This window comes from Paenibacillus sepulcri (assembly GCF_042647105.1).
Lineage (GTDB): Bacteria > Bacillota > Bacilli > Paenibacillales > Paenibacillaceae > Paenibacillus_Z > Paenibacillus_Z sepulcri.
On the sequence record NZ_JBHRUP010000001.1, the window covers coordinates 5,569,481 to 5,588,401 of the forward strand.

General features: G+C 51.2%; 15 protein-coding genes. 10 read left to right on the forward strand and 5 right to left on the reverse strand.

All coding sequences use genetic code 11. The features are described from left to right. Positions 1-327: 327 nt before the first annotated feature. Both ACFOLF_RS24415 and ACFOLF_RS24420 read left to right on the forward strand, forming a co-directional pair. Positions 328-1,698, forward strand: coding sequence for an allantoinase (locus tag ACFOLF_RS24415; RefSeq protein WP_210044865.1), 1,371 nt, complete (start codon positions 328-330; stop codon positions 1,696-1,698). 30 nt (positions 1,699-1,728) lie between these two features. Continuing rightward, positions 1,729-3,012, forward strand: a complete 1,284-nt coding sequence (locus ACFOLF_RS24420) for a M20 family metallo-hydrolase (protein WP_210044866.1) — start codon at positions 1,729-1,731, stop codon at positions 3,010-3,012. A gap of 457 nt (positions 3,013-3,469) precedes the next feature. Here ACFOLF_RS24420 and ACFOLF_RS24425 read toward each other — a convergent pair whose 3' ends face one another. After that, positions 3,470-4,411 (reverse strand): helix-turn-helix transcriptional regulator, encoded by a 942-nt coding sequence (locus ACFOLF_RS24425; RefSeq protein WP_210044867.1) that lies wholly within the window; start codon positions 4,409-4,411, stop codon positions 3,470-3,472. A 112-nt stretch (positions 4,412-4,523) separates the two neighbouring features. Here ACFOLF_RS24425 and ACFOLF_RS24430 point away from each other — a divergent pair, with 112 nt between their 5' ends. Further along, entirely contained in the window at positions 4,524-5,258 is a 735-nt protein-coding gene (locus tag ACFOLF_RS24430; RefSeq protein ID WP_210044868.1) for an alpha/beta fold hydrolase, read from the forward strand. A gap of 415 nt (positions 5,259-5,673) precedes the next feature. Continuing rightward, positions 5,674-6,399 (forward strand): BclA C-terminal domain-containing protein, encoded by a 726-nt coding sequence (locus ACFOLF_RS24435; protein WP_379114289.1) that lies wholly within the window; start codon positions 5,674-5,676, stop codon positions 6,397-6,399. A gap of 216 nt (positions 6,400-6,615) precedes the next feature. Here the strand turns inward: ACFOLF_RS24435 and ACFOLF_RS24440 are convergent, their stop codons facing one another. Then, the gene (locus ACFOLF_RS24440) at positions 6,616-7,647 is read right to left on the reverse strand and encodes a YheC/YheD family endospore coat-associated protein (protein ID WP_210044870.1); all 1,032 of its coding nucleotides are present in this window, start codon (positions 7,645-7,647) and stop codon (positions 6,616-6,618) included. A 250-nt stretch (positions 7,648-7,897) separates the two neighbouring features. Between ACFOLF_RS24440 and ACFOLF_RS24445 the strand changes: the two genes are divergently transcribed. Continuing rightward, the gene (locus ACFOLF_RS24445; RefSeq protein ID WP_379114287.1) at positions 7,898-8,617 is read left to right on the forward strand and encodes an exosporium glycoprotein BclB-related protein; all 720 of its coding nucleotides are present in this window, start codon (positions 7,898-7,900) and stop codon (positions 8,615-8,617) included. Between the two features lie 173 nt (positions 8,618-8,790). Here the strand turns inward: ACFOLF_RS24445 and ACFOLF_RS24450 are convergent, their stop codons facing one another. Genes ACFOLF_RS24450 through ACFOLF_RS24460 form a run of 3 tightly spaced genes read right to left on the reverse strand, consistent with a single transcriptional unit; the run spans position 8,791 to position 13,022 of the window. Continuing rightward, entirely contained in the window at positions 8,791-9,897 is a 1,107-nt protein-coding gene (locus ACFOLF_RS24450; RefSeq protein WP_210044871.1) for a glycoside hydrolase family 88 protein, read from the reverse strand. Positions 9,898-9,948: 51 nt separating this feature from the next. Further along, positions 9,949-11,736: a cache domain-containing sensor histidine kinase gene (locus ACFOLF_RS24455; RefSeq protein WP_210044872.1), complete on the reverse strand. Its 1,788-nt coding sequence runs from the start codon at positions 11,734-11,736 to the stop codon at positions 9,949-9,951. Between the two features lie 26 nt (positions 11,737-11,762). Then, positions 11,763-13,022 (reverse strand): response regulator, encoded by a 1,260-nt coding sequence (locus ACFOLF_RS24460; protein WP_210044873.1) that lies wholly within the window; start codon positions 13,020-13,022, stop codon positions 11,763-11,765. Between the two features lie 120 nt (positions 13,023-13,142). Between ACFOLF_RS24460 and ACFOLF_RS24465 the strand changes: the two genes are divergently transcribed. The 5 genes from ACFOLF_RS24465 (at position 13,143) to ACFOLF_RS24485 (ending at position 18,457) form a co-directional block, all read left to right on the forward strand. After that, positions 13,143-14,096 carry a carbohydrate ABC transporter permease gene (locus ACFOLF_RS24465; protein ID WP_210044874.1) on the forward strand — a complete coding sequence of 318 codons (954 nt, stop codon included), beginning with the start codon at positions 13,143-13,145 and terminating at the stop codon, positions 14,094-14,096. Beyond that, positions 14,093-14,935: a carbohydrate ABC transporter permease gene (locus ACFOLF_RS24470; protein ID WP_210044875.1), complete on the forward strand. Its 843-nt coding sequence runs from the start codon at positions 14,093-14,095 to the stop codon at positions 14,933-14,935. Before ACFOLF_RS24465 ends, ACFOLF_RS24470 begins: the two co-directional genes overlap by 4 nt. Positions 14,936-15,096: 161 nt before the next feature. After that, the gene (locus tag ACFOLF_RS24475; protein ID WP_210044876.1) at positions 15,097-16,398 is read left to right on the forward strand and encodes an ABC transporter substrate-binding protein; all 1,302 of its coding nucleotides are present in this window, start codon (positions 15,097-15,099) and stop codon (positions 16,396-16,398) included. An 11-nt stretch (positions 16,399-16,409) separates the two neighbouring features. Further along, positions 16,410-17,240 carry a sugar phosphate isomerase/epimerase family protein gene (locus ACFOLF_RS24480; RefSeq protein WP_379219536.1) on the forward strand — a complete coding sequence of 277 codons (831 nt, stop codon included), beginning with the start codon at positions 16,410-16,412 and terminating at the stop codon, positions 17,238-17,240. A gap of 32 nt (positions 17,241-17,272) precedes the next feature. Further along, a complete protein-coding gene (locus ACFOLF_RS24485; protein ID WP_210044878.1) occupies positions 17,273-18,457 on the forward strand; it encodes a Gfo/Idh/MocA family protein in 1,185 nt (394 codons plus the stop codon). Positions 18,458-18,921 lie beyond the last annotated feature (464 nt).

Genomic DNA, 18,921 nt, shown 5'->3' on the forward strand with positions numbered 1-18,921 from the left:
GCGGGAGATCACTCCTGTGGAGCCGAATAACAGTCGAAACCGCTTCGCGAATGGCACAGACGCCAGAGAACGCGTTAATAATGCCAGTCAGGTCAAATCCATGACCTGACTGGTTTTTTTTGCGCTTCTGGAAGAACGGCGGAGAAACACCAGAGCAGGTGAGGCGTTACGCTTACGTTGCGGCTTGGCAAGCATGAAGGCCATGACAAAATGGGCAAATATAGATAATGACTTTGGAAGACTTAATCTTTAATATGTAAGTATATATAACATATGTGGTAAATGGGATTCCGTGAAACGGCAGGAAGAAGAGGGAGCGGATGAAGCATGCAGCGTTTTGATTTGATTGTCAGGGGCGGAATGGCGGTTCTTGCGGATGAGGTAAAACGGCTCGACATCGGGATTATCGGTGGTCGGATTGCAGAGCTGTCGGAACGGATCGATGGCGAAAGCGACCGCCTGATAGATGCCTCGCAGCTGCATATTATGCCGGGGATGATCGATGTGCATGTACACTTCAACGAGCCGGGGCTGGGGGAATGGGAGGGATTCTATCATGGCTCCTCCTCCATGGCCGCAGGTGGATGCACTACCTACTTTGATATGCCGCTCAATGGCGTTCCTCCGACCATCCGAATCTCCGCGCTTCAGCAAAAGCTGGAAGCGGCCAAAGGCCAATCCTTCGTCGATTATGCCTTATGGGGAGGACTGGTTCCCCGAAACAGGGATGATCTCGCGGCGCTCGCGCAAAGCGGCATCATCGGCTTTAAGGCATTTATGTCATCCCCGTCGCCATCGGAGGAGGATGAATTCAGAGAAGCGGATGATCTTACGCTTTATGAAGGCATGCAGGAGATTGCGAAGCAGCACAAAATTTTGGCCCTGCATGCGGAAAGCGAAGCGATAACGGGCAGGCTGGCTGAGCGCTGTAAGAGGTTGGGCTTGCATTCGGCGGCCGATTATATCGCTTCGCGCCCGGTCATTGCCGAGATGGAAGCTGTGCAGCGCGCATTATTCTTTGCGGAGCAAACCGGCTGCGCGTTGCATTTTGTCCATATCAGCAGCGCCCGTTCCGTTGAATTGATCGATGCCGCCAAGCAGCGCGGAATCGATGTAACGCTGGAGACCTGTCCGCATTATCTGGCTCTGACGGCGGATGACCTGGATACGCTTGGCGGTCTTGCCAAATGCTCGCCTCCTTTAAGAACCCGGCAGGAGCAGGAGCAGCTGTGGGAAGCGCTCCGCGAAGGCAAAATCGATATGATTTCTTCGGACCACTCCCCTTGTCCGCGATCGATGAAGGAAAATGCCGACGGCAATTTCTTCGCCTTGTGGGGCGGAATTTCCGGCGGACAGAGCAGCATGGAAATTATCATCGACGAAGCGCATATCAAAAGAGGAATTCCGCTGCAGCGGGTGGCGCAGTGGCTGTCTGCAAACCCCGCCAAACGATTCGGGCTTCACCCGCAGAAAGGCGGGATCGCCCTTCATGCCGATGCCGATCTTGCGCTGGTCGCGCTGGATCGGACCTATGTTTTACGCGAATCCGATCTGTACTACAGACATCCGCACAGTCCCTATGTCGGGAGGAGGATGGGCTGCCGGATCGAAGCGACGATCAGCCGGGGGCGCCTTGTATATGAGAACGGCCGGGGGCTGCAGGGAGATCCTGACGGACATTGGGTGAGTGTGCAGTGAGTCGAAGCAGGAAGAAGGGGGAGGCGGACGATGGGAGAAGGAGCGGATACCCCGGTTTCAATCGGAGAGAAGCAGCTGGCGCAGTTCGCGGCGGAAGCGGAAACGATCATTAATGAGCTGGCTTCGTTCGGAGCTGAAGCGGACGGGGGAGTTACCCGTCTGCTCTACTCTGAAGCCTGGCGCGGCGGGCAGGAGGCGCTTGCCGGGCGGATGAGGCGTATGGGCCTTGAAGTGCGGCAGGATCAGGCGGGCAATGTCTTCGGCCGGTTAACCGGAATGAATGCGGCAGCGCCCTCTATTCTGACTGGATCGCATGTGGATACCGTGCGCTGCGGCGGCAGCTATGACGGTATCTACGGGATTGCCGCCGGACTGATCGCGCTGCGTTATTTGAAACTAACCTGCGGGCAGCCGCAGCGCAGTCTCGAGGCGGTTTCGTTCTGCGAGGAGGAAGGGAGCCGGTTTCCCATTGCATTCTGGGGGTCCGGGAGCATTACCGGCTTTCGCGGGGAGGAGCATATCCGGGGGATATACGACGATAACGGCATTGCTTTTCGCGAAGCCATGGAGGCGGCAGGATTCGGAAATCCGCAGCAGCCTGCCAGCCGGCGGGACGATATTGCGGCTTTTATCGAGCTGCATGTCGAGCAGGGCGTGATCCTGGAGCGCATGGAGCAGACGATCGGAATCGTTGATGCGATTGTCGGGCAGAAGCGTTATGTCATTGAACTGAGTGGCGAGGCCAATCACGCCGGAACGACGCCGATGCGGATGCGCAAGGATGCGCTCAGCGGCGCTGCGGAGATGATTGTTTATTTGGAGCAGGAGGCGCTCCGCCTCGGAGAGCCGCTTGTCGCTACTGTCGGAAAAATCGAAGCGGTGCCCAATACATCGAATGTCATCGCTGGAAAAGTGACCTTCACGCTGGATATCCGGCATCCCGGGGAAGCGGAGCTGGGAAGCTTTTGCGGGGCTGTATTGACCCGTTTTGACGAGATAGCACATATCCGGGGATTATCAATGGACTGCCGGAAAAGCCTGGATGTTGCGCCTGCCAGGATGGATCACGGTTTATCGCATAGACTGGAGCAGATTTGCCAGGCCAAGTCGCTCTCCTATCGCAGAATGGTCAGCGGCGCCGGACATGACGCACAGGTTTTTCAGCGGTATTGTCCGACAGCTCTGCTATTCGTTCCAAGCTGCCGGGGCATCAGCCACTCGCCTGAGGAATATACGCTGCCTCAGGATATGGCGGCGGGGATTGCCGTCCTGATCGAGCTGCTCTATCAGCTTGGGTACGCGCAAGGAGGATAACAACCTGTTGGGATCGGCCATGTGCTTTGCCAATCAGGCTTTGCCAAAGGCGTTCAGTGAGCGCCTCAATCCCAAGCAATGTACAAGACGCCTCAAAACCACTCTGACAGTGGCGATGGAGGCGTCTTTTTCATGAAATTGAGTTATTTACCAATAATCTACAGTTAATAAGAACATCAACATCCTTACGAGACTAAACAGCATCCAGAAACGGATGCTGTGAGGTTATTCCTTGTTAGAGATGAAGAAATCCGAAATGAGAGCATGTAAGCAGGAATATGCTTATAAGAGCACCACTACGAGACTGAACAGTATCCAGCAGCGGGTACAGTGAGGTTATTCCTTGCTAGAGGTCCAAAAGATACCGAATAAGAGCATGAATTTTCTTATTGGAGGATATCCTTGGGATCAGGGGGATCAATGAGATATCCGTCTGACATTGGCTGCTGTCTAGCAATCAGAGATATTGCGAATTCATGGCCTTGAGCTTTTGTTTTGTATACGCAATGGCCTGAGCGGGATACAGAATCCTGGCGTCTCCCCCCAGCTTCCAGATCAGATCTACATAAAACTTCAGATTTTCCGCAGGGACCAGAATAGTTGCCGTGCCGCTGCCGTCTTCGCGGCGTTCAATGGCAGTTCCGAACCAGATATCGGCTTCGAGCGCCCACACACCATTGGGAGTGAGCTCGATGGTCAGAGAAGTTTGCTCCGACCGGCTTTTTTCAGGTGTATTCTGCAGATTCCATTGCTCCACATCATCCGACCACGGTATGGCATCGTTCAGGGTGGCAGAGAGAATCCGGTCTGCACGGAACAATCGCTGCTCGCTGCGCAGTATGCAGTAAGCGGGACAATACCAGTAGCCATCGCTCGAATAGAGGCCGATCGGCTGAATATTCCGCTCTGTCGTGCCGCTGCGCGAGCTGTATTCGATCGTCACCACTTTACGGATCATGATGGCCTTCAGCAGTGTTCGCAGACAGTCCGGAGACATTCTGCGGTGAGGGCTCCAGATGGCCACTTTGTTTTGCAATCGGTCTATTTGTTCCTTGACGTCAGCAGGCAGGTAATGATAAAACTTGTGAAGCGCGGAGCTTGCTCCCTCGTCAAAAGGCAATGAGCCGAAATACTGCAGGGACTGGCAGGCGAAAAACAGAGCCACCGCTTCGCTTTCCGTGAATGCGATCGGCGGCAGTATCCGGTCCTGCAGCAGCTTATAGCCGCCTCCCCTCCCCTGGACGGAATAGATGGGAACGCCAAGCTCACTAAGCTCCAGCAAATCGCGGGTTATCGTCCGGTAGGACAGTCCGAATTCATCGGCCAGCTCCTGAACGGTAAAGGATTTTTTGGCGTTAATTATCATAATAAGCCGGATAAGCCGCTGCGCCTTTAACAAATACCATCCCCTCCTCCGTTTTTTTTTATTTTACCATAATAATAGGACAGAAATTGACCGGTTTATACGCTAAGATCTCTATGAAGAGATATCAACTGGAGGGGGAATCAGGATGAACGTTAAACAACAATCCGGAGACAGGATCGGTTTGGTCTTTATTTATGGTGCGGGCCTGAATCGCGGAATTTGGGAGCAGGTCGTTGAAGGATTGGAAAATCCCTGTTTATTGGTTGACTTCCCGCTGCGCGGCGGCAATAACGAAACGGCGCAAGGACTTTCACTGGATCATTATACGGCCTATATCCGGGAACAAATAGAGGAATGGGAAGTAAAAAAATTCATTATTGTGGCCCATTCGCTCGGGGGAATTCCCGCTCTGAAGGCTGCCGCGGGGTTGTCCGGGCGTCTGGCCGGATTCGCGGCCGTCGGAGCGGCAATCCCCGGGAATGGCGGGTCCTTTCTTTCCATTTTGCCATTCCCCAAACGTCTTCTCATGTCCATCCTGCTGCGGAAGCTGGGCACACGGCCCCCCGAATCTGCCATCCGTTCGGGTTTATGCAATGATTTGTCGCCGGAACAGGCGGCAGAGGTTGTGCGGGAGTTTGTCCCGGAATCGGTCCGCGTCTACACGGACCGATCAAATGCGGATATTCCTCCGGTGCCGAAGCTGTATATTAAACTGCTGAACGATAGAGAGCTCAGTAAGGCTCAGCAGGACAAAATGATTGCAAACTTTACCCCTGAGCACATTGCCAGCTTGAACACCGGCCACCTGCCAATGCTCAGCGATCCGGACGGATTGCGCCTTGCGCTGCAGACCTTTTTGGCGAAGCTGCCCCTCCAATAAAAGGGGAGCACGCCGCAACCGGATGCCGCCTGGACAAAAAAGAACCCTCACTTATGTTTATAAAGGAGGGTTTGTTGTGATGCTTTATTGAGTTGTCCCGTTGGTAGTATATGATTCTATTAATATAGTCGTACCGGGATAGATAAACACTTTTATGCATTTTACGGATGAATGTACCTTGTACAAAGGCCTGTTTTCAGCAGAAATAGATAAGAGTCTATGAGCTGTAAGACAAATGTCCATGCCTTCGATAGATCGATGGAGTACTATACATCAAATCTAACTGGAGGTGTGTGAATTGGGTTGTCCTGTAATTAAACCAAAAAAAGACTGTAAAAAGAAAACAGTCAAGCGAAAAATCCATCGCCCGAAGAAAAGTTGCTGCTGCAAGAAAATCGTCGTCAAAAAGCAAGTGGTGGTTGTCAATCTTCCTCAAGGAGCTGAAATAGGTGCTGCCGGAGCGGTAGGGGCCGCAGGCAGTGTAGGATCTGCAGGCAGTGTAGGATCTGCAGGCAGTATAGGATCTGCCGGATCAGTAGGCACAGTAGGTACTGCCGGATCTGTTGGTACGGCAGGCAATGTAGGCAGCGCAGGTGCGGTTGGCCCCGCAGGCACAGTAGGTTCGGCGGGCAGTGTAGGCGCAGCGGGCACTGTAGGCGCAGCAGGCAGTGTAGGAGCTGCGGGAAGCGTGGGTGCTGTTGGAGCAACAGGAGCTACAGGCCCTGCAGGAGGGATTTCCCAGTTCGGGTATGTTTATAACCTGGCATCCCGCGTGGTTCCTATAGAGGCGGATGTTATTTTTGATACGAATGGTCTTCTGACGCCTGGAATTACGCATGCCCCCGGAACAACTCAGATCGCAGTTACCGATGCGGGTACCTATGAGGTTACTTTTTCCGTGTCGGGTGTGGAGCCTAACCAGTTCGCACTATTCCTGAATGGGGCTCTGGTTGCCGGAACTATATACGGCTCCGGTGCCGGTACGCAGCAAAACAACGGGCAGGCTATAATCGCTTTGGCTTCCGGCGATGTGCTCACGCTGCGCAATCATAGCTCATCTGCAGCTGTTACCCTTCAGACGCTGGCAGGAGGCACGCAAGCCAACGTTAACGCCTCTGTTGTTATCAAGAGATTGGCTTAACCCGCGAATAGATCGGGAACAACCAGACGCAGCTCTTTTTCCCGGAGCTGCTTCTTTGCTGTTTTGTCTTGGAGGTGCGGTTTTGGGGTGAAGCTTGTCCATTTTTTACAAAGTCCTGTCGGTCTTCTCTTAAGACGGAAGAGGTGCCAAGAAACAAGGAAACGAAAGTCCGTTTCGGGCATATTGACACCACGCATAAACTTTGCAGCATGGGGATCAGCGATTCTGCAGAAAATGTGCATATTCCAATGGCCTCTTATAGACGGTGCTTTTATTGCGGAAAGCTTGATATAAACTCTTCTGCGGTTTGCCGTTTACTTCAATAATCCAGGGATGACAATCGTTGTCCAGCGCCAAATCGACGCTAAGCTCCCCTAAATGCAGGCCGCTGCCTGTCTCGATGGTTTTTGCGGCCTGCAAGCTGATCTCATGAATCCTGTTTAAAATGGCGCCGGCTTGTTCTTGCGGATATAAATAATTGAACGCCTCTATAGACGAGCACATCTTCTCAAATATGCTGGTGTTAAAGCATCCTTTATAGGCCACTCTGCTGATTACACTGGTTACAGACCATATGCCCGTCTTATTTTTTTGCACAAGCACGCGAATGTCGAAGATTCTCCCGGCTAATCGCTGTGTAGGGACTCCCCTTTGTATGATGTACGTTTCGGAGCCGAGAAGAGTTTGAACGCTCTCCAGAAACTGCGGAATATTGCTGGCTATGATACTGGGTTGAATATAATGCTCGCCGATGTGGATTTCACCGGAATCTTTCAGTTCTATTCGATATACCCCTTTGCCCTTATTGCCGTAACAAGGCTTGAGATAGAGAAGTTTATGAGCAGCAAGCATTTCGACCGCGTTCTTCCGGTCAAAAGGAAGGGTCTCGGGCAGATAAGGGACAAGCGACTTGGTTAGATGATTGTGAGTTTCATATTTATTGAGATGATTGATATGGTTGAAGCATTTGTTTCGTCCGATTATGGCTTCCAGTTGTTCAATCATCTCTTGTTTCAGCTCATAACAGCGGTTGTAGATCACCTTCGGAAAAGGAAATATGCTAATCGCCCATTTGCCTCTGGAGCGGTGAAGTCCGGTGATCCTGTTTCGCTGCCAGTCGATATCGGCCGGTGTAAAACAGAAAAGGTTCAAATGGGTTGTGTTGTGCCGAAGATAGTTGATAAGCGAAGATTTTCTTATTTTGCGGGTAGCGACCATAATGCCGAGTAAAGCGCCGTTTCTGTACATTCTTTATCTCTCCTATTCCCGAAAAGCCTGTCAAGAACAGGGTATGTCTCAAATAAGGAAACGCATGGACAACAATACACTTGAACAAAAATATGTGTTTGCACCCTTTGCCGCGATTGGGAATAAATTGATTCGAGGTAGAGTCTTTATGCTTGCTTGCAGATGCGTTTTATTGTGGAGACTGTTTATGCAGTTGAAATTGTGCAAGTATGTGATTTGGTTCATTCCATGAAGAGGAGCGTGCGTCATATTGGGTAGATTATCAGGCCCTCCCGGCCCTCCGGGACCACAAGGACCGCAAGGTGTTCAAGGCTTGATCGGGAACACAGGTCCGACCGGACCAGCGGGAGCACAAGGATTGGTTGGAGCCACAGGTCTCCAAGGTGTAACAGGGGCAACCGGAGCTGCGGGCACAACCGGAGCTACAGGAGCTACAGGAGTGCCGGGCGGCGGGGCTATCATTCCATTCGCATCGGGAATTCCGATTGTTATGAGCACCATCGTAGAAGGGGTGGCAGGGACTGCAGGTCTGCTTGGATTTGGAAGCTCCGCCTCCACTGTCACCCTTCTTGACGGGACGATCGACCTCACGGGTACAGCTCTGGGGCCCCTTCTCGACTTTGCTTTCTCCATGCCCCGCGACGGAACGATATCAGCCATCTCCGCATTTTTCAGCAATACGGTAGCACTGGCACTTGGTGCTACAGTTGCTACCATAACCGCGCAATTATACAGCGCTCCGGCAACAAGCAACGTCTTCACTCCCATTCCGGGCGCTGCTGTGACATTGGCTCCGCCACTCACGGGTGCTGTTGCGCTTGGCGGGATCAGCAGCGGTACGACTACAGGGCTTGCAATACCTGTCACGACAGGTACCCGTCTGTTGCTGGCGTACACTGTGGCAGCACCAGGGGTGACTGTTGCTCTGGTTGTGACCGGTTATGCAAGCGCGGGCGTATCCATCATTTAGTTTCCTGGGCTGGCTGGAGCATAGCTGCTTTCACAGAAAAAAGGGCTGAGCAGCGGTAGAAGTCTCCTACTCAACCCTTTGGTTATAGATATTGCGGCTGGATGGCCTGCAGCCCAAGGACTGCTGCTGCAGGCATCGGCCAGCCCCTGCTGTGTGCCGTCATCTTAAGCCGATTAATAAATCCGATGCTTCCAGCCGCTTAATTTGGCGACTGCTTCCACATAGTAATAGTCTCCATATATGAGAGAGACATCAATGAAAGAGGTGCCGCTTCCAGTACCGTGGAGCAGAATAGCTTCATGCTCCGGCAGTTCCCATGTGGCGTAATTCTCGGTTAGAGAACGAAGGATCCGCCCGGCTGCTCCGAGGTACAGCTGTTTCTCCCCTGCAGGCACGACTTCTGCGATTTCCAGCAGGCCGGAAGCTGCAATAGCTGCGGCCGAGCTGTCTCTTGACTGGCCTTCCAGCGACTCCAGCCGGAAATCCCAGTACGGGACATGATCCTCCGGCAAAGCTGCGATAAAATAATGCGCGATCCGTTTGGCCGTGTTGAGGAAACGTACATCGCCTGTGTTCCGATAGGTATTGATAAAGCCGTACAGCCCCCAGGAAGCGCCGCGGCTCCAGCAGGATTCCACTGAATGGCCCTGCCCCCCGAAGGATTCGATGAATCCGCCGTTCTCCGGATCGAAGGACAAAATATGCTTTGTGGACCCGTCTTCGCGGATGCCATATTCCATGGTCGTCTCGGCATGCGCAATGGCAATATGCTTGTACCGGGGGTCTCCGCTTACTTTGCTTGCCCAGAAGAGAAGCGAGATATTAATCATGCAATCGATAATGGCCCAGCCATGCCTGTCGGCATTCCACGCGCGGATGAAGCGTCCGACGGGGTTATACCGGCCGGCAAGAAAATTGGCGGCTTCGATGCCCCTCCGGAAGCCGTCCGCATCCCCCGTCATTTTATGCTTGATAACCGCAGTCGACAGGAACTGAAAGCCGACATCATGGTGCAGCTCCTCGGTCGGTTTGACGAACCATTCCTCCAATACCTGATCATAATTCCATGCCGCTTCCCTGTAGCGTTCCTTGCCTGTCATGTCGTACATAATCCAGAGCATTCCCGGATAGAAGCCGGTTGTCCACCAGTCCGAGCCGATGTTATCGAATTTTCCATCCTCTCCGGCAAAATGGGGATAGGTTCCCGCAAGCTTGCCGATCGAATTGCCGATCTTGGCATCAAGACGGCTTATTACTTCCTGCCAGTAGGGCTGGGTCATTCTCTCTACCTCCATAGGTTGGTTTATATGATAAGTGTAGCGCTTTCAGAGTTAAAAAAGTGGCGGTAGATTGTGAGAAAACGTTCCTATATTGTCATGTTGATTGCTCAGCAAGGGAATCCGGATGAATACCACAACCCCGCCGACGGGCTCCTTGTTTCTGATTTCAATCCCATAGGCCGCCCCGAAGAAGGCCTCGAATCTTTCTTTCACATTGCGGATTCCGTACCCGCCGGTCTTGCCGTTCTTGTCGGAATTCCAGTTCGCTTTGAGCCCGACTCCATCATCCGCTATCGTAATCATAATGGCTTCCGCATAGGGCTCTCTGGCCGCGTGGATCCTGATGCTCCCGGCTGCTCTTCCGTCGAAGCCATGCATAATGGCATTCTCGATAAAGGGCTGCAAAGTCATTTTCGGAATATAAAAGGCTTCCAGATGCTCCGGCACCTCGACCTGCACGGTTAAACCTTCCTCCCAGCGCAGCTGCTGAATCTGCATATAGCAGCTTGCATGCATAAGCTCCTCGCGGATCGTTATCAGGCTTTCGCCGTTGGACAAGCCGATCCGGAACATTTTGCCCATCAGCTCCAGTATTTCGCTCATCTTATCGTGACCGGCCCCAAGGGCCATCCAATTCAGCTGGTCCAGGGTGTTGTAGAGAAAATGCGGATTGATCATCGCCTGCAGCGCCTTGATCTCCGCTTTCTTTTGCCTTTTGTACTGATTTTCCAGGGATTGATACAGCTCCTGAATGCGGTCCATCAGCTTTCTGTAGCCCGAGAACAATACGCCGTATTCATTCGTATAATCCTCCGGGAGCTTCACTTTATTGGCATTCGTCGTGTATCGGCCCATCTCGTGCAGCAGCAGCCGGATCGGCTTGATAAACTGGTTGGAGAACAATAAAGTGAAGAATAACGCCAGAAAGATGGTCAGTATCCCGACAAGGGACAAAATAAACGCATTATGAACGCTGCTCGAAGTAATCTGCTTCCAGGGCGTGAATTCCACGATCGTCCAATCCGAATTAAAGTGCTTGGACCACACCATCAGATGGCTGTTGGCGTTGGCCAGCGTATAGCCTTCCGTCTTCACTCTTAAATATCCGGATTCGTCGTTCATGGAAGGAAGAAAATCACCTAAATTATCCCGGAGCTCCGGGTCTCCTATAGAGGTAATAGCCCTCCCCCCGGAATCCAGCAGAATGCGGTTGGCATCGGCCGTCTCCCCTTGGACCAGAGCCTGAATGGCTGCGGCTTTAATGTTCAACAGCAGTAATCCGCTGTATTCGCCGGAGGGGGAATAGACCTTCCGGGCAAAGCTGATAACGGCAAATTCGCCGTTGAACAGCGTGATCATCCGCTCGCCGATCCAGGTGAAATCCGCCTTCTGGACCCAGTCGTACCAGATCTCTTTCCTGGCTTTCTCTTCTTCGATAAATACGACCGGAGTCTGCGATTGGCTGGGAATGGCATTCTTCGTGTAGAACTGGATGGAGGATATCATCGGCGTAGCATAAGTGATATTGGCGAGAAATTCTTCAATCTCCGCGCTCCTGGTATGATCGGAATAATTGTCCTTGGACTGGGAGTAGTCTGATAATAGAGGGTTTCTTGAGGCCGCGAGGGAGGTCTGCTCGAACGAACGCATTTGAATGCCGATTTTGCTGTTCAGCTCGTTCAGCACATTTTGCTGATAATAAGACGTGTTCTTCACCATTTCCTGCGCGGACAGCGAATAAGCAAGTCCGATCACCACAACCAGAAGGATGACCATAAAGCCGGAAAATCCGCCGTACAGCAAATAATAAATCGGATATTTTTTGAATATATGCTTCATTTATTCTCACACCCTCAAAAGTGACTTTATCTGCTCAGTTCCGCCGGGGTGACACCAAAATGCTTTTTGAACGTCGTACTGAAATAAGGAATATTCTTGTACCCGACACTCTCCGCAATCTCGTAAATTTTCAGCGTCCCCATCAACAGCAGGCTTTTGGCCTTCTCCATCCGCACCCGGATAATGTAGTTGTTGATCGTTTCCCCGGTAGCATTTTTAAAAATCAAGCTTAAGTAATTCCGCGAGATAAACACCTTATCGGCGAGCTCGGCCAATGTGATTTCCCGCGTGTAGTTCTCGTGAATATACTGCTTCATAAAATCGACAGCCTGTTTGTGGGAGCGCTTGCCCGAATCGTGATATTCGTACAAGCTGGAGGCGGGAATGACGGAAGCCTCCTGGGTCAGAAAGTGGAATGCTTCCTCCAATGAATCGGACAGCTTGGACCAATGCTTCTTGAGGCCGCCGATACCGATACGGAGCGAAACGTACAGATACTTTTGCACGCATTCGATAATTCTCCCGGCGATTGCCGTAATGCCGTCCTTAAGCTCCTCGTATGTGGCGTCCTGATCAACATGTATAATCAATGCCGCATGATAGCCATGCAGTTCGACGAAGTCGAACGAAAGATTTTCTTCGCCCAGAATTTCCTGAATGATGTTCTGAATGGCAAAACGGAACAGAAAACGGTCGGAAGTGCCAACCTCGGCAATGCGCGTTGTCCTCATGATTTCAATTCCGAGAACCAGATGGCTTCGGTCAATGCCGCTGCTGAACAGCGGATGCTCTTTGTTCCAGTGATCCATGCTGCCCGTAACCGCGGTTTTCAGCCACTCCTTATGGGCTAACGGCTCGTACAGGCCGACCTTTTCCTTGAGCTCGTTTTGCTCCTTCCGGAGCCGGTTCTCCTGCTCGACCGCCTGGATAACGCGCTGAAGCGCTTCGCGGAGCGTGTGTCTGGACACGGGCTTGGATAAATAGTCTTCCACGTTCAGCCTCAATGCCTTGCGGGCAAATTCGAAATCGGAATAGCCGCTGTGAATGAGAAACTTGCCCCCATAGCGTTCTTCCCGCAGCTGCTCGATCATTTTGAGCCCGTCCATGACAGGCATATAAACATCCGTAATGACGATATCCGGTTTCGTTTGGCGGATCAGCTCAAGCCCCTTGGCTCCGTTCGTGCTTTCTCCCGCCCATTCGGCGCCGATCTCCTTCCAGGGAATCACCTGCTTCATTCCTTTAAGTACCTGCCGGTCATCATCGATGATTGCGATTTTCCACATGGATATCCCTCCCGCTGAGAATGTAGGACTAATTTGAAAGAAATAGTGATATACCCTCATAGGTTTGCAGCCTGGTGAAAACTATAATTAGAGAAAATCACAGTAAATGAGGTGGACTTCATGAAAGACGGTTCGACATCGACAATACCCCTGCCATCGGCCAAGCGCCACAAACCCAGGATCAAGCGCTGGGAGTCGCCGATTGCCGGCTATTTATTCATTTCGCCGTGGCTGGTCGGCCTGCTCGGCCTGACCTTGTATCCCATTGTGCAGTCTCTCTATTATTCCTTTACCGATTTCTCCCTCCTTGAAAAGCCTAATTGGGTAGGGCTTAGCAATTACAACAAAATATTAACATCAGATGATAGCTTTATACAAGCGGTCAAGGTGACATTCCTTTATGTTGCGGCTTCAACCCCGTTAAGACTGATTGCTGCCTTGTTCGTGGCCATATTGCTTGCAAAAAATGTAAAAGGCATGTCAGCTTACAGAACGGCGATTTATTTTCCTTCCTTGATTGGAGGCAGCATCGCCGTATCGATTCTATGGAAGAACATTTTCGGGAAAGAAGGCTTCATTAACAATATACTGGCCGAATTCGGCATACAAGGGGCCGGATGGGTGACCAATCCCGATACGGCGTTATGGACGCTGGTGCTGCTCGTGGGCTGGCAGTTCGGTTCTGCCATGGTTGTTTTTCTTGCCGGGTTGAAGCAGATACCTGGTGATCTGTACGAAGCATCGTCTGTTGATGGAGCGGGCAAGGTGAGGCAGTTTTTTAGGATTACACTGCCTATGCTTTCGCCTACGATCTATTTCAATACCGTGATGGGAATTATTGGAGCCTTCCAAATGTTCACCCCGGCGATGATCATTACGAACGGCGGACCCGCCAACTCGACTTACGTCTACTCGCTTTATCTATATGAACGCGCTTTCAGCAGGCTTCAAATGGGATATGCCTCGGGCCTTGCCTGGATCATGCTCCTGATTATAGTGGCTTCAACAGCACTTATATTCCTGACCTCGAAGTATTGGGTGTTTTATGAAGATGAAGGGAGGAAAAGACGATGAACGTGAGACGGAATATCCTGTTCAGGCATTTGGGACTCATTTTGCTCAGCTTGATTATGATTTATCCCGTCATCTGGTGGGTCGGCGCTTCCCTGAAATCGAATCAGGAGATGAGCCTGCCCGGTTTGTTTCCGGCAAGTCCGCTGTGGAGCAATTTCAAGGATGGCTGGTATGCCATACCCGGCCACTCCTTTACCGATTTCTATCTCAATAACCTGCAGCTGGAGCTGGGCATTCTGATAACGACCGTTCTATCCTGCAGTCTTGTCGCTTTTGGTTTTGCCCGGCTGGATTTTCCGCTTCGCAATTTCTGGTTTTCCATTTTGATGCTAACGCTCATGCTTCCCGGACAGGTGACGATTATCCCGCAATATACGCTGTTTCACAGCCTTGGTTGGGTAAATACTTACTTGCCCTTCATTGTTCCCCATTCTCTTGCAGGCGGGTCGGGGGGCGCATTCTTCGTATTCCTGCTTGTGCAATTTATTAGAGGGATTCCCAGAGAACTGGATGAATCAGCCAAAATTGACGGCTGCAGCTGGTTTGGGATTTATTGGAGAATTGTCATTCCTTTAACAAAACCCGCGCTTGTTACCGTGTTCATCTACTGCTTCCTGTGGAATTGGGACGACTTCTTCGGCCATCTGCTGTATATTAATTCAGTTGATAAATATACGGTTGGCCTGGCGCTGCGCATGTTCAATGATTCGCAGTCGGTCCAGGAATGGGGACAGCTGTTGGCCATGGGTCTGGTGTCCGTAATCCCTTCGGCGATTATTTTCTTCCTCGCCCAAAAACATTTTGTTGAAGGGATCGCCACTTCAGGCATCAAGGGTTAGATCTATATTCTGACAATATTGAAACAAATTGTGTTTTAGTATTATATTAATGGGCTTGTCATGTTGCTATGATGGGGCTGTAAGCGTTTAACTTTCCGGAAAAGTCAAACAGGAAGTTGTGCCAGGCAAGTAGAATACTAATCAAAGGGGACATGCCGTTTATGTTGAAAATGCGGAAAAAAATCATTCTCACGGTACTGACAGCTGTAATGGGAATATCGCTGACCGCCTGCGGGGGCGCATCGCCGGGAGCGGAAACGACGGGAAACAATCAACCGGCGGAGACTGGCAGCAAGCCGGTGAAGCTTCGCATCAATTGGTGGGGATCCCAGCCCCGGCATGACGCCACCCTCAAGATTCTCGATTTGTACACGAAGGAAAATCCGAATGTCACGTTTGAACCGGAATATTCGGGATTCGACGGGTATATTGATAAACTGACCACGCAAGCCGCAGCCAAAAACACGCCGGATATTATCCAGATGGACGCGGCCTGGCTGGCGGACTGGAATGCAAGAAACCAATTGGCCGACCTTAGCAGTATCAATATCGCGGATATCGATCCGAAGCTCGCGGAAACGGGGCAGTTCAATGGCAAGCAAACCGCCATACCGCTCGGCAATAATGCGTGGGGCATCATTTATGATAAGGCATCGCTGGAAAAGCTCGGCTTTGAGCTCAAGGACGGCATCACCTGGGATGAATATTTCCAGCTGGCCCGTGACATCAAGGCGAAGCTTGGCAAAGATCAATACGTCATGCAGGATGGAACATCCAGTAAAGAGGCTTATTATTCCTATCAATTGAGCAAAGGAAAAGGCCTCCCGATTACGATGGATGGCAAATTCAATTTCGACAGGGATACTTGGCTGGAATGGGTTAATATTTTCAGTGACTTTAGAAAAGAAGGCATTGTCCCCCCGCCGGATGTGCAGGTTGGCGATAAAGAGCTGGATCCCAAGCTTGATCTTATGATCAACGGAAGAATTATTTTCAGAAATGCTCATGCAGCCCAAGCCTCCTCGTGGGAGAGCTTGAAGCCCGGCAGTATAGGCGTTTCCGCCATGCCCAAAAGCGAGCAAGCGGGCAGCTGGCTCAAGGCGACCTTCTTCTTCAGTGTAAGCCAGGACTCCAAGAACAAAGAGGAGGCGATGAAGTTTATCGACTGGTTTATCAATGACCCCGAAGTCGGGGAGATTTCCGGAACCACACGCGGCGTACCGGCATCCAGTAAAATCGTAGCCGAATTGGAGCCCAAGTTTACTCCAGCAGATAAACTGACGGTCGAAATGATCGAGAAAGCCACTCCGGGAGCGCAGCCGTTCAACCCTGGAGCCAAGGGATGGATCAATTTTGAATCCAAAGAGTACACTTCAATCACCGAGTCCTTGATGTTCGGCAAAACAACGCCGGAGCAGGCCTTTGACGATTTGAAGAGTAAAGCGTCCGAATACGAAAATTAAGGATAGAGGAGATGTCCGCCTTGCTGACGATTACCGGTTTTGCCGATGAAATTTCACCGGACCTGGAAGAACAGATGGATGTAATGGAAGCCGAAGGAATATCCCATATTGAATTCCGGGGCGTGGACGGGAAGAATGTGCTCAAGCTGTCGGATACGGAATTAAGCGAGGTTAAGGAACGGCTGAATGCACGCGGCTTCAAAATTTCCTCCATCGGCTCGCCCGTGGGCAAATACGGAATTCGCGATGATTTTTCCGTCGAACTGGCGAGCATCAGGAGGGCTTGCGAGATTGCCAATTACCTGGAAGCTCCATATATCCGGATTTTCTCCTACTTCATTCCCGAAGGGGAGGAGCCGTCTTCCTTTAAGGAGGAAGTGATTTCCCGGATGAAACAGCTCATTGAAGTTGCCGCACAGAGTAAGGTGACACTGCTTCTGGAAAATGAAAGCCATGTGTATGGAGATATCGACGAGCGGTGCCTGGATTTGCTGGATGCATGCGGCAGCCCAAGACTGCGGATGGCTTTTGATCCCGGCAATTTTGTCATGAATGGTGTCAAGCCGGTTTCGGAGGCCTGGCCTAAATTGCAGTCTTACCTCGAATATGTTCATATTAAAGATGCCATGGCGGAAAAGCGGATTTTCGTGCCGGCAGGTGAGGGAGACGGAGAATTCATTGCTTTTATCCGTAATCTGAAAGAGACGGGGTTCTCCGGTTTTCTCTCGATCGAGCCGCATTTGCACAAATATTTGCCGGAGCAGGACGGACCAGGGCGATTTGTCCATGCCGTCAAAGCGTTGAAGAAGCTGCTTGAAGCAGAATCCATGGCTTGGAATTAATCCGTATATCAGGACTGGAGGAGATGGGAAGCATGAGTACGAACAAGAAGGTTAAGGTTGGGTTAATAGGACTCGGCAACATTGGGCGCACCCATATCGGCTATTTGCAAACGATGGATAATGTTGAGCTTGTCGGCGTATGCGACGTTAAGAAGGAAGTGGCGGACAGGTTTGCCGCTGAAGCGAATACGGCCGCCTATTACAGCCATAAGGAGCTGTTTGAACAATCCGGGCTTGAAGCCGTCATTATCGCGGTTCCTCATTATGATCATACCCCGATCGCGATTGAAGCTTTCGAGCGCGGGCTTCATGTGCTGTGCGAGAAGCCGATCGCCGTCCATGTCAATGATGCCAACAAGATGATCGCCGCTTATCAGAAGGCTAAGACAAGTAACCCGGATCAGTTATTCGGAATCATGTTTCAAGAGCGCACTCTGCCATTCTACAAGAAGTTGAAGGATATCGTGGACGGCGGAGAACTCGGGCAGCTGACCCGGGTGACCTGGATTAACACGGCATGGTTCAGATCGCAAATCTACTACGACAGCGGGGATTGGCGGGCAACCTGGGCCGGAGAGGGCGGAGGCATTCTGACGAATCAGTGTCCGCATAATCTGGATATGTACCAGTGGCTGTTCGGCCTTCCGGCCCGGATAAGCGCCCATGCCCATATCGGCAAATATCATAATATTGAAGTCGAGGATGAAGTGACCGCCTATTTCGAGCATGACAACGGCATGATTGGCCACTTTATCGTGACCACGGCGGAGTCCCCGGGAACCAACCGCTTCGAAATCGTGGGGGAGAATGGCAAGCTGATTTATGAGAACGAGAAGCTCGTATTATATAAAAATCGTATTTCCATGCTCCAGCATCTGCGGGAGTCCCAGAGCGGCTTCGGCAATGTGGAAAGCTGGTATACGGAAATTCCGGTCAAAACCAATGTGCCAACCGGACACCGCGTTGTCGCCGACAAGTTCTTCAATGCCATTCTAAGCGGAGGCGGAGACCTGATTGCCCACGGCGAGGAGGGGGTCAAGGGGTTGACCCTCGGCAACGGCATCATGCTTTCTTCCTTTAAGAAAGCGATGATTGAGCTTCCGTTCGATGCGGATGAATATGAAAGCAAGCTGCAGGAGCTGATCAAGTCCTCCAAGTTCACCAAGCAGGTGAAGGAAAATGTAGAAGCGGATATATCGAAGTCTTTCTCCGTCTAGACGGGCTGCGCATGCGGAAACGTCTTCCGATACTCGCAAGTGTGACAAGCGAGTTAGCCGCTTGCCACTTGTCGAGGAGCTGTTGTACCCCGAATTTTTATTTTGGATACCTCTGGTGCAAAGCAATCCACAATAAACACCGTGGATCGCTTTGCCACCCTGGTTCAAAACCAATCGCGGTATAAATGTGATTGGTTTTGAACCCTATTGTTAAATTCGGGGTACAAAGGTCGTAAGTGGATGCTTGCGAAGCAGCTTTCTAGCGAAAGCTTTCAGCTTACGCTTCTCCAGACTATTTCCGCCTGCTCCGCCAGTTAATCACCGGACTTGTAGAGACGCACCCGTTCAATAAAACTATGATAAACCGCCAGCGGGATTGAAAAAGCTGGCGGTTTTTTGGATTGCTAGAAGGCGCTTACAATTCTATAATGAGAGTGTTGTGAATAATCCGGCAATTCTGGTGG

Bases quoted from the DNA above. Each gene is read 5' to 3' on its own strand.
- ACFOLF_RS24415 (WP_210044865.1), top strand. From the start codon at position 328: ATGCAGCGTTTTGATTTGATTGTCAGGGGCGGAATGGCGGTTCTTGCG.
- ACFOLF_RS24420 (WP_210044866.1), top strand. From the start codon at position 1,729: ATGGGAGAAGGAGCGGATACCCCGGTTTCAATCGGAGAGAAGCAGCTG.
- ACFOLF_RS24430 (WP_210044868.1), top strand. From the start codon at position 4,524: ATGAACGTTAAACAACAATCCGGAGACAGGATCGGTTTGGTCTTTATT.
- ACFOLF_RS24440 (WP_210044870.1), bottom strand. From the start codon at position 7,647: ATGTACAGAAACGGCGCTTTACTCGGCATTATGGTCGCTACCCGCAAA.
- ACFOLF_RS24450 (WP_210044871.1), bottom strand. From the start codon at position 9,897: ATGACCCAGCCCTACTGGCAGGAAGTAATAAGCCGTCTTGATGCCAAG.
- ACFOLF_RS24455 (WP_210044872.1), bottom strand. From the start codon at position 11,736: ATGAAGCATATATTCAAAAAATATCCGATTTATTATTTGCTGTACGGC.
- ACFOLF_RS24460 (WP_210044873.1), bottom strand. From the start codon at position 13,022: ATGTGGAAAATCGCAATCATCGATGATGACCGGCAGGTACTTAAAGGA.
- ACFOLF_RS24465 (WP_210044874.1), top strand. From the start codon at position 13,143: ATGAAAGACGGTTCGACATCGACAATACCCCTGCCATCGGCCAAGCGC.
- ACFOLF_RS24470 (WP_210044875.1), top strand. From the start codon at position 14,093: ATGAACGTGAGACGGAATATCCTGTTCAGGCATTTGGGACTCATTTTG.
- ACFOLF_RS24475 (WP_210044876.1), top strand. From the start codon at position 15,097: ATGTTGAAAATGCGGAAAAAAATCATTCTCACGGTACTGACAGCTGTA.
- ACFOLF_RS24480 (WP_379219536.1), top strand. From the start codon at position 16,410: ATGTCCGCCTTGCTGACGATTACCGGTTTTGCCGATGAAATTTCACCG.
- ACFOLF_RS24485 (WP_210044878.1), top strand. From the start codon at position 17,273: ATGAGTACGAACAAGAAGGTTAAGGTTGGGTTAATAGGACTCGGCAAC.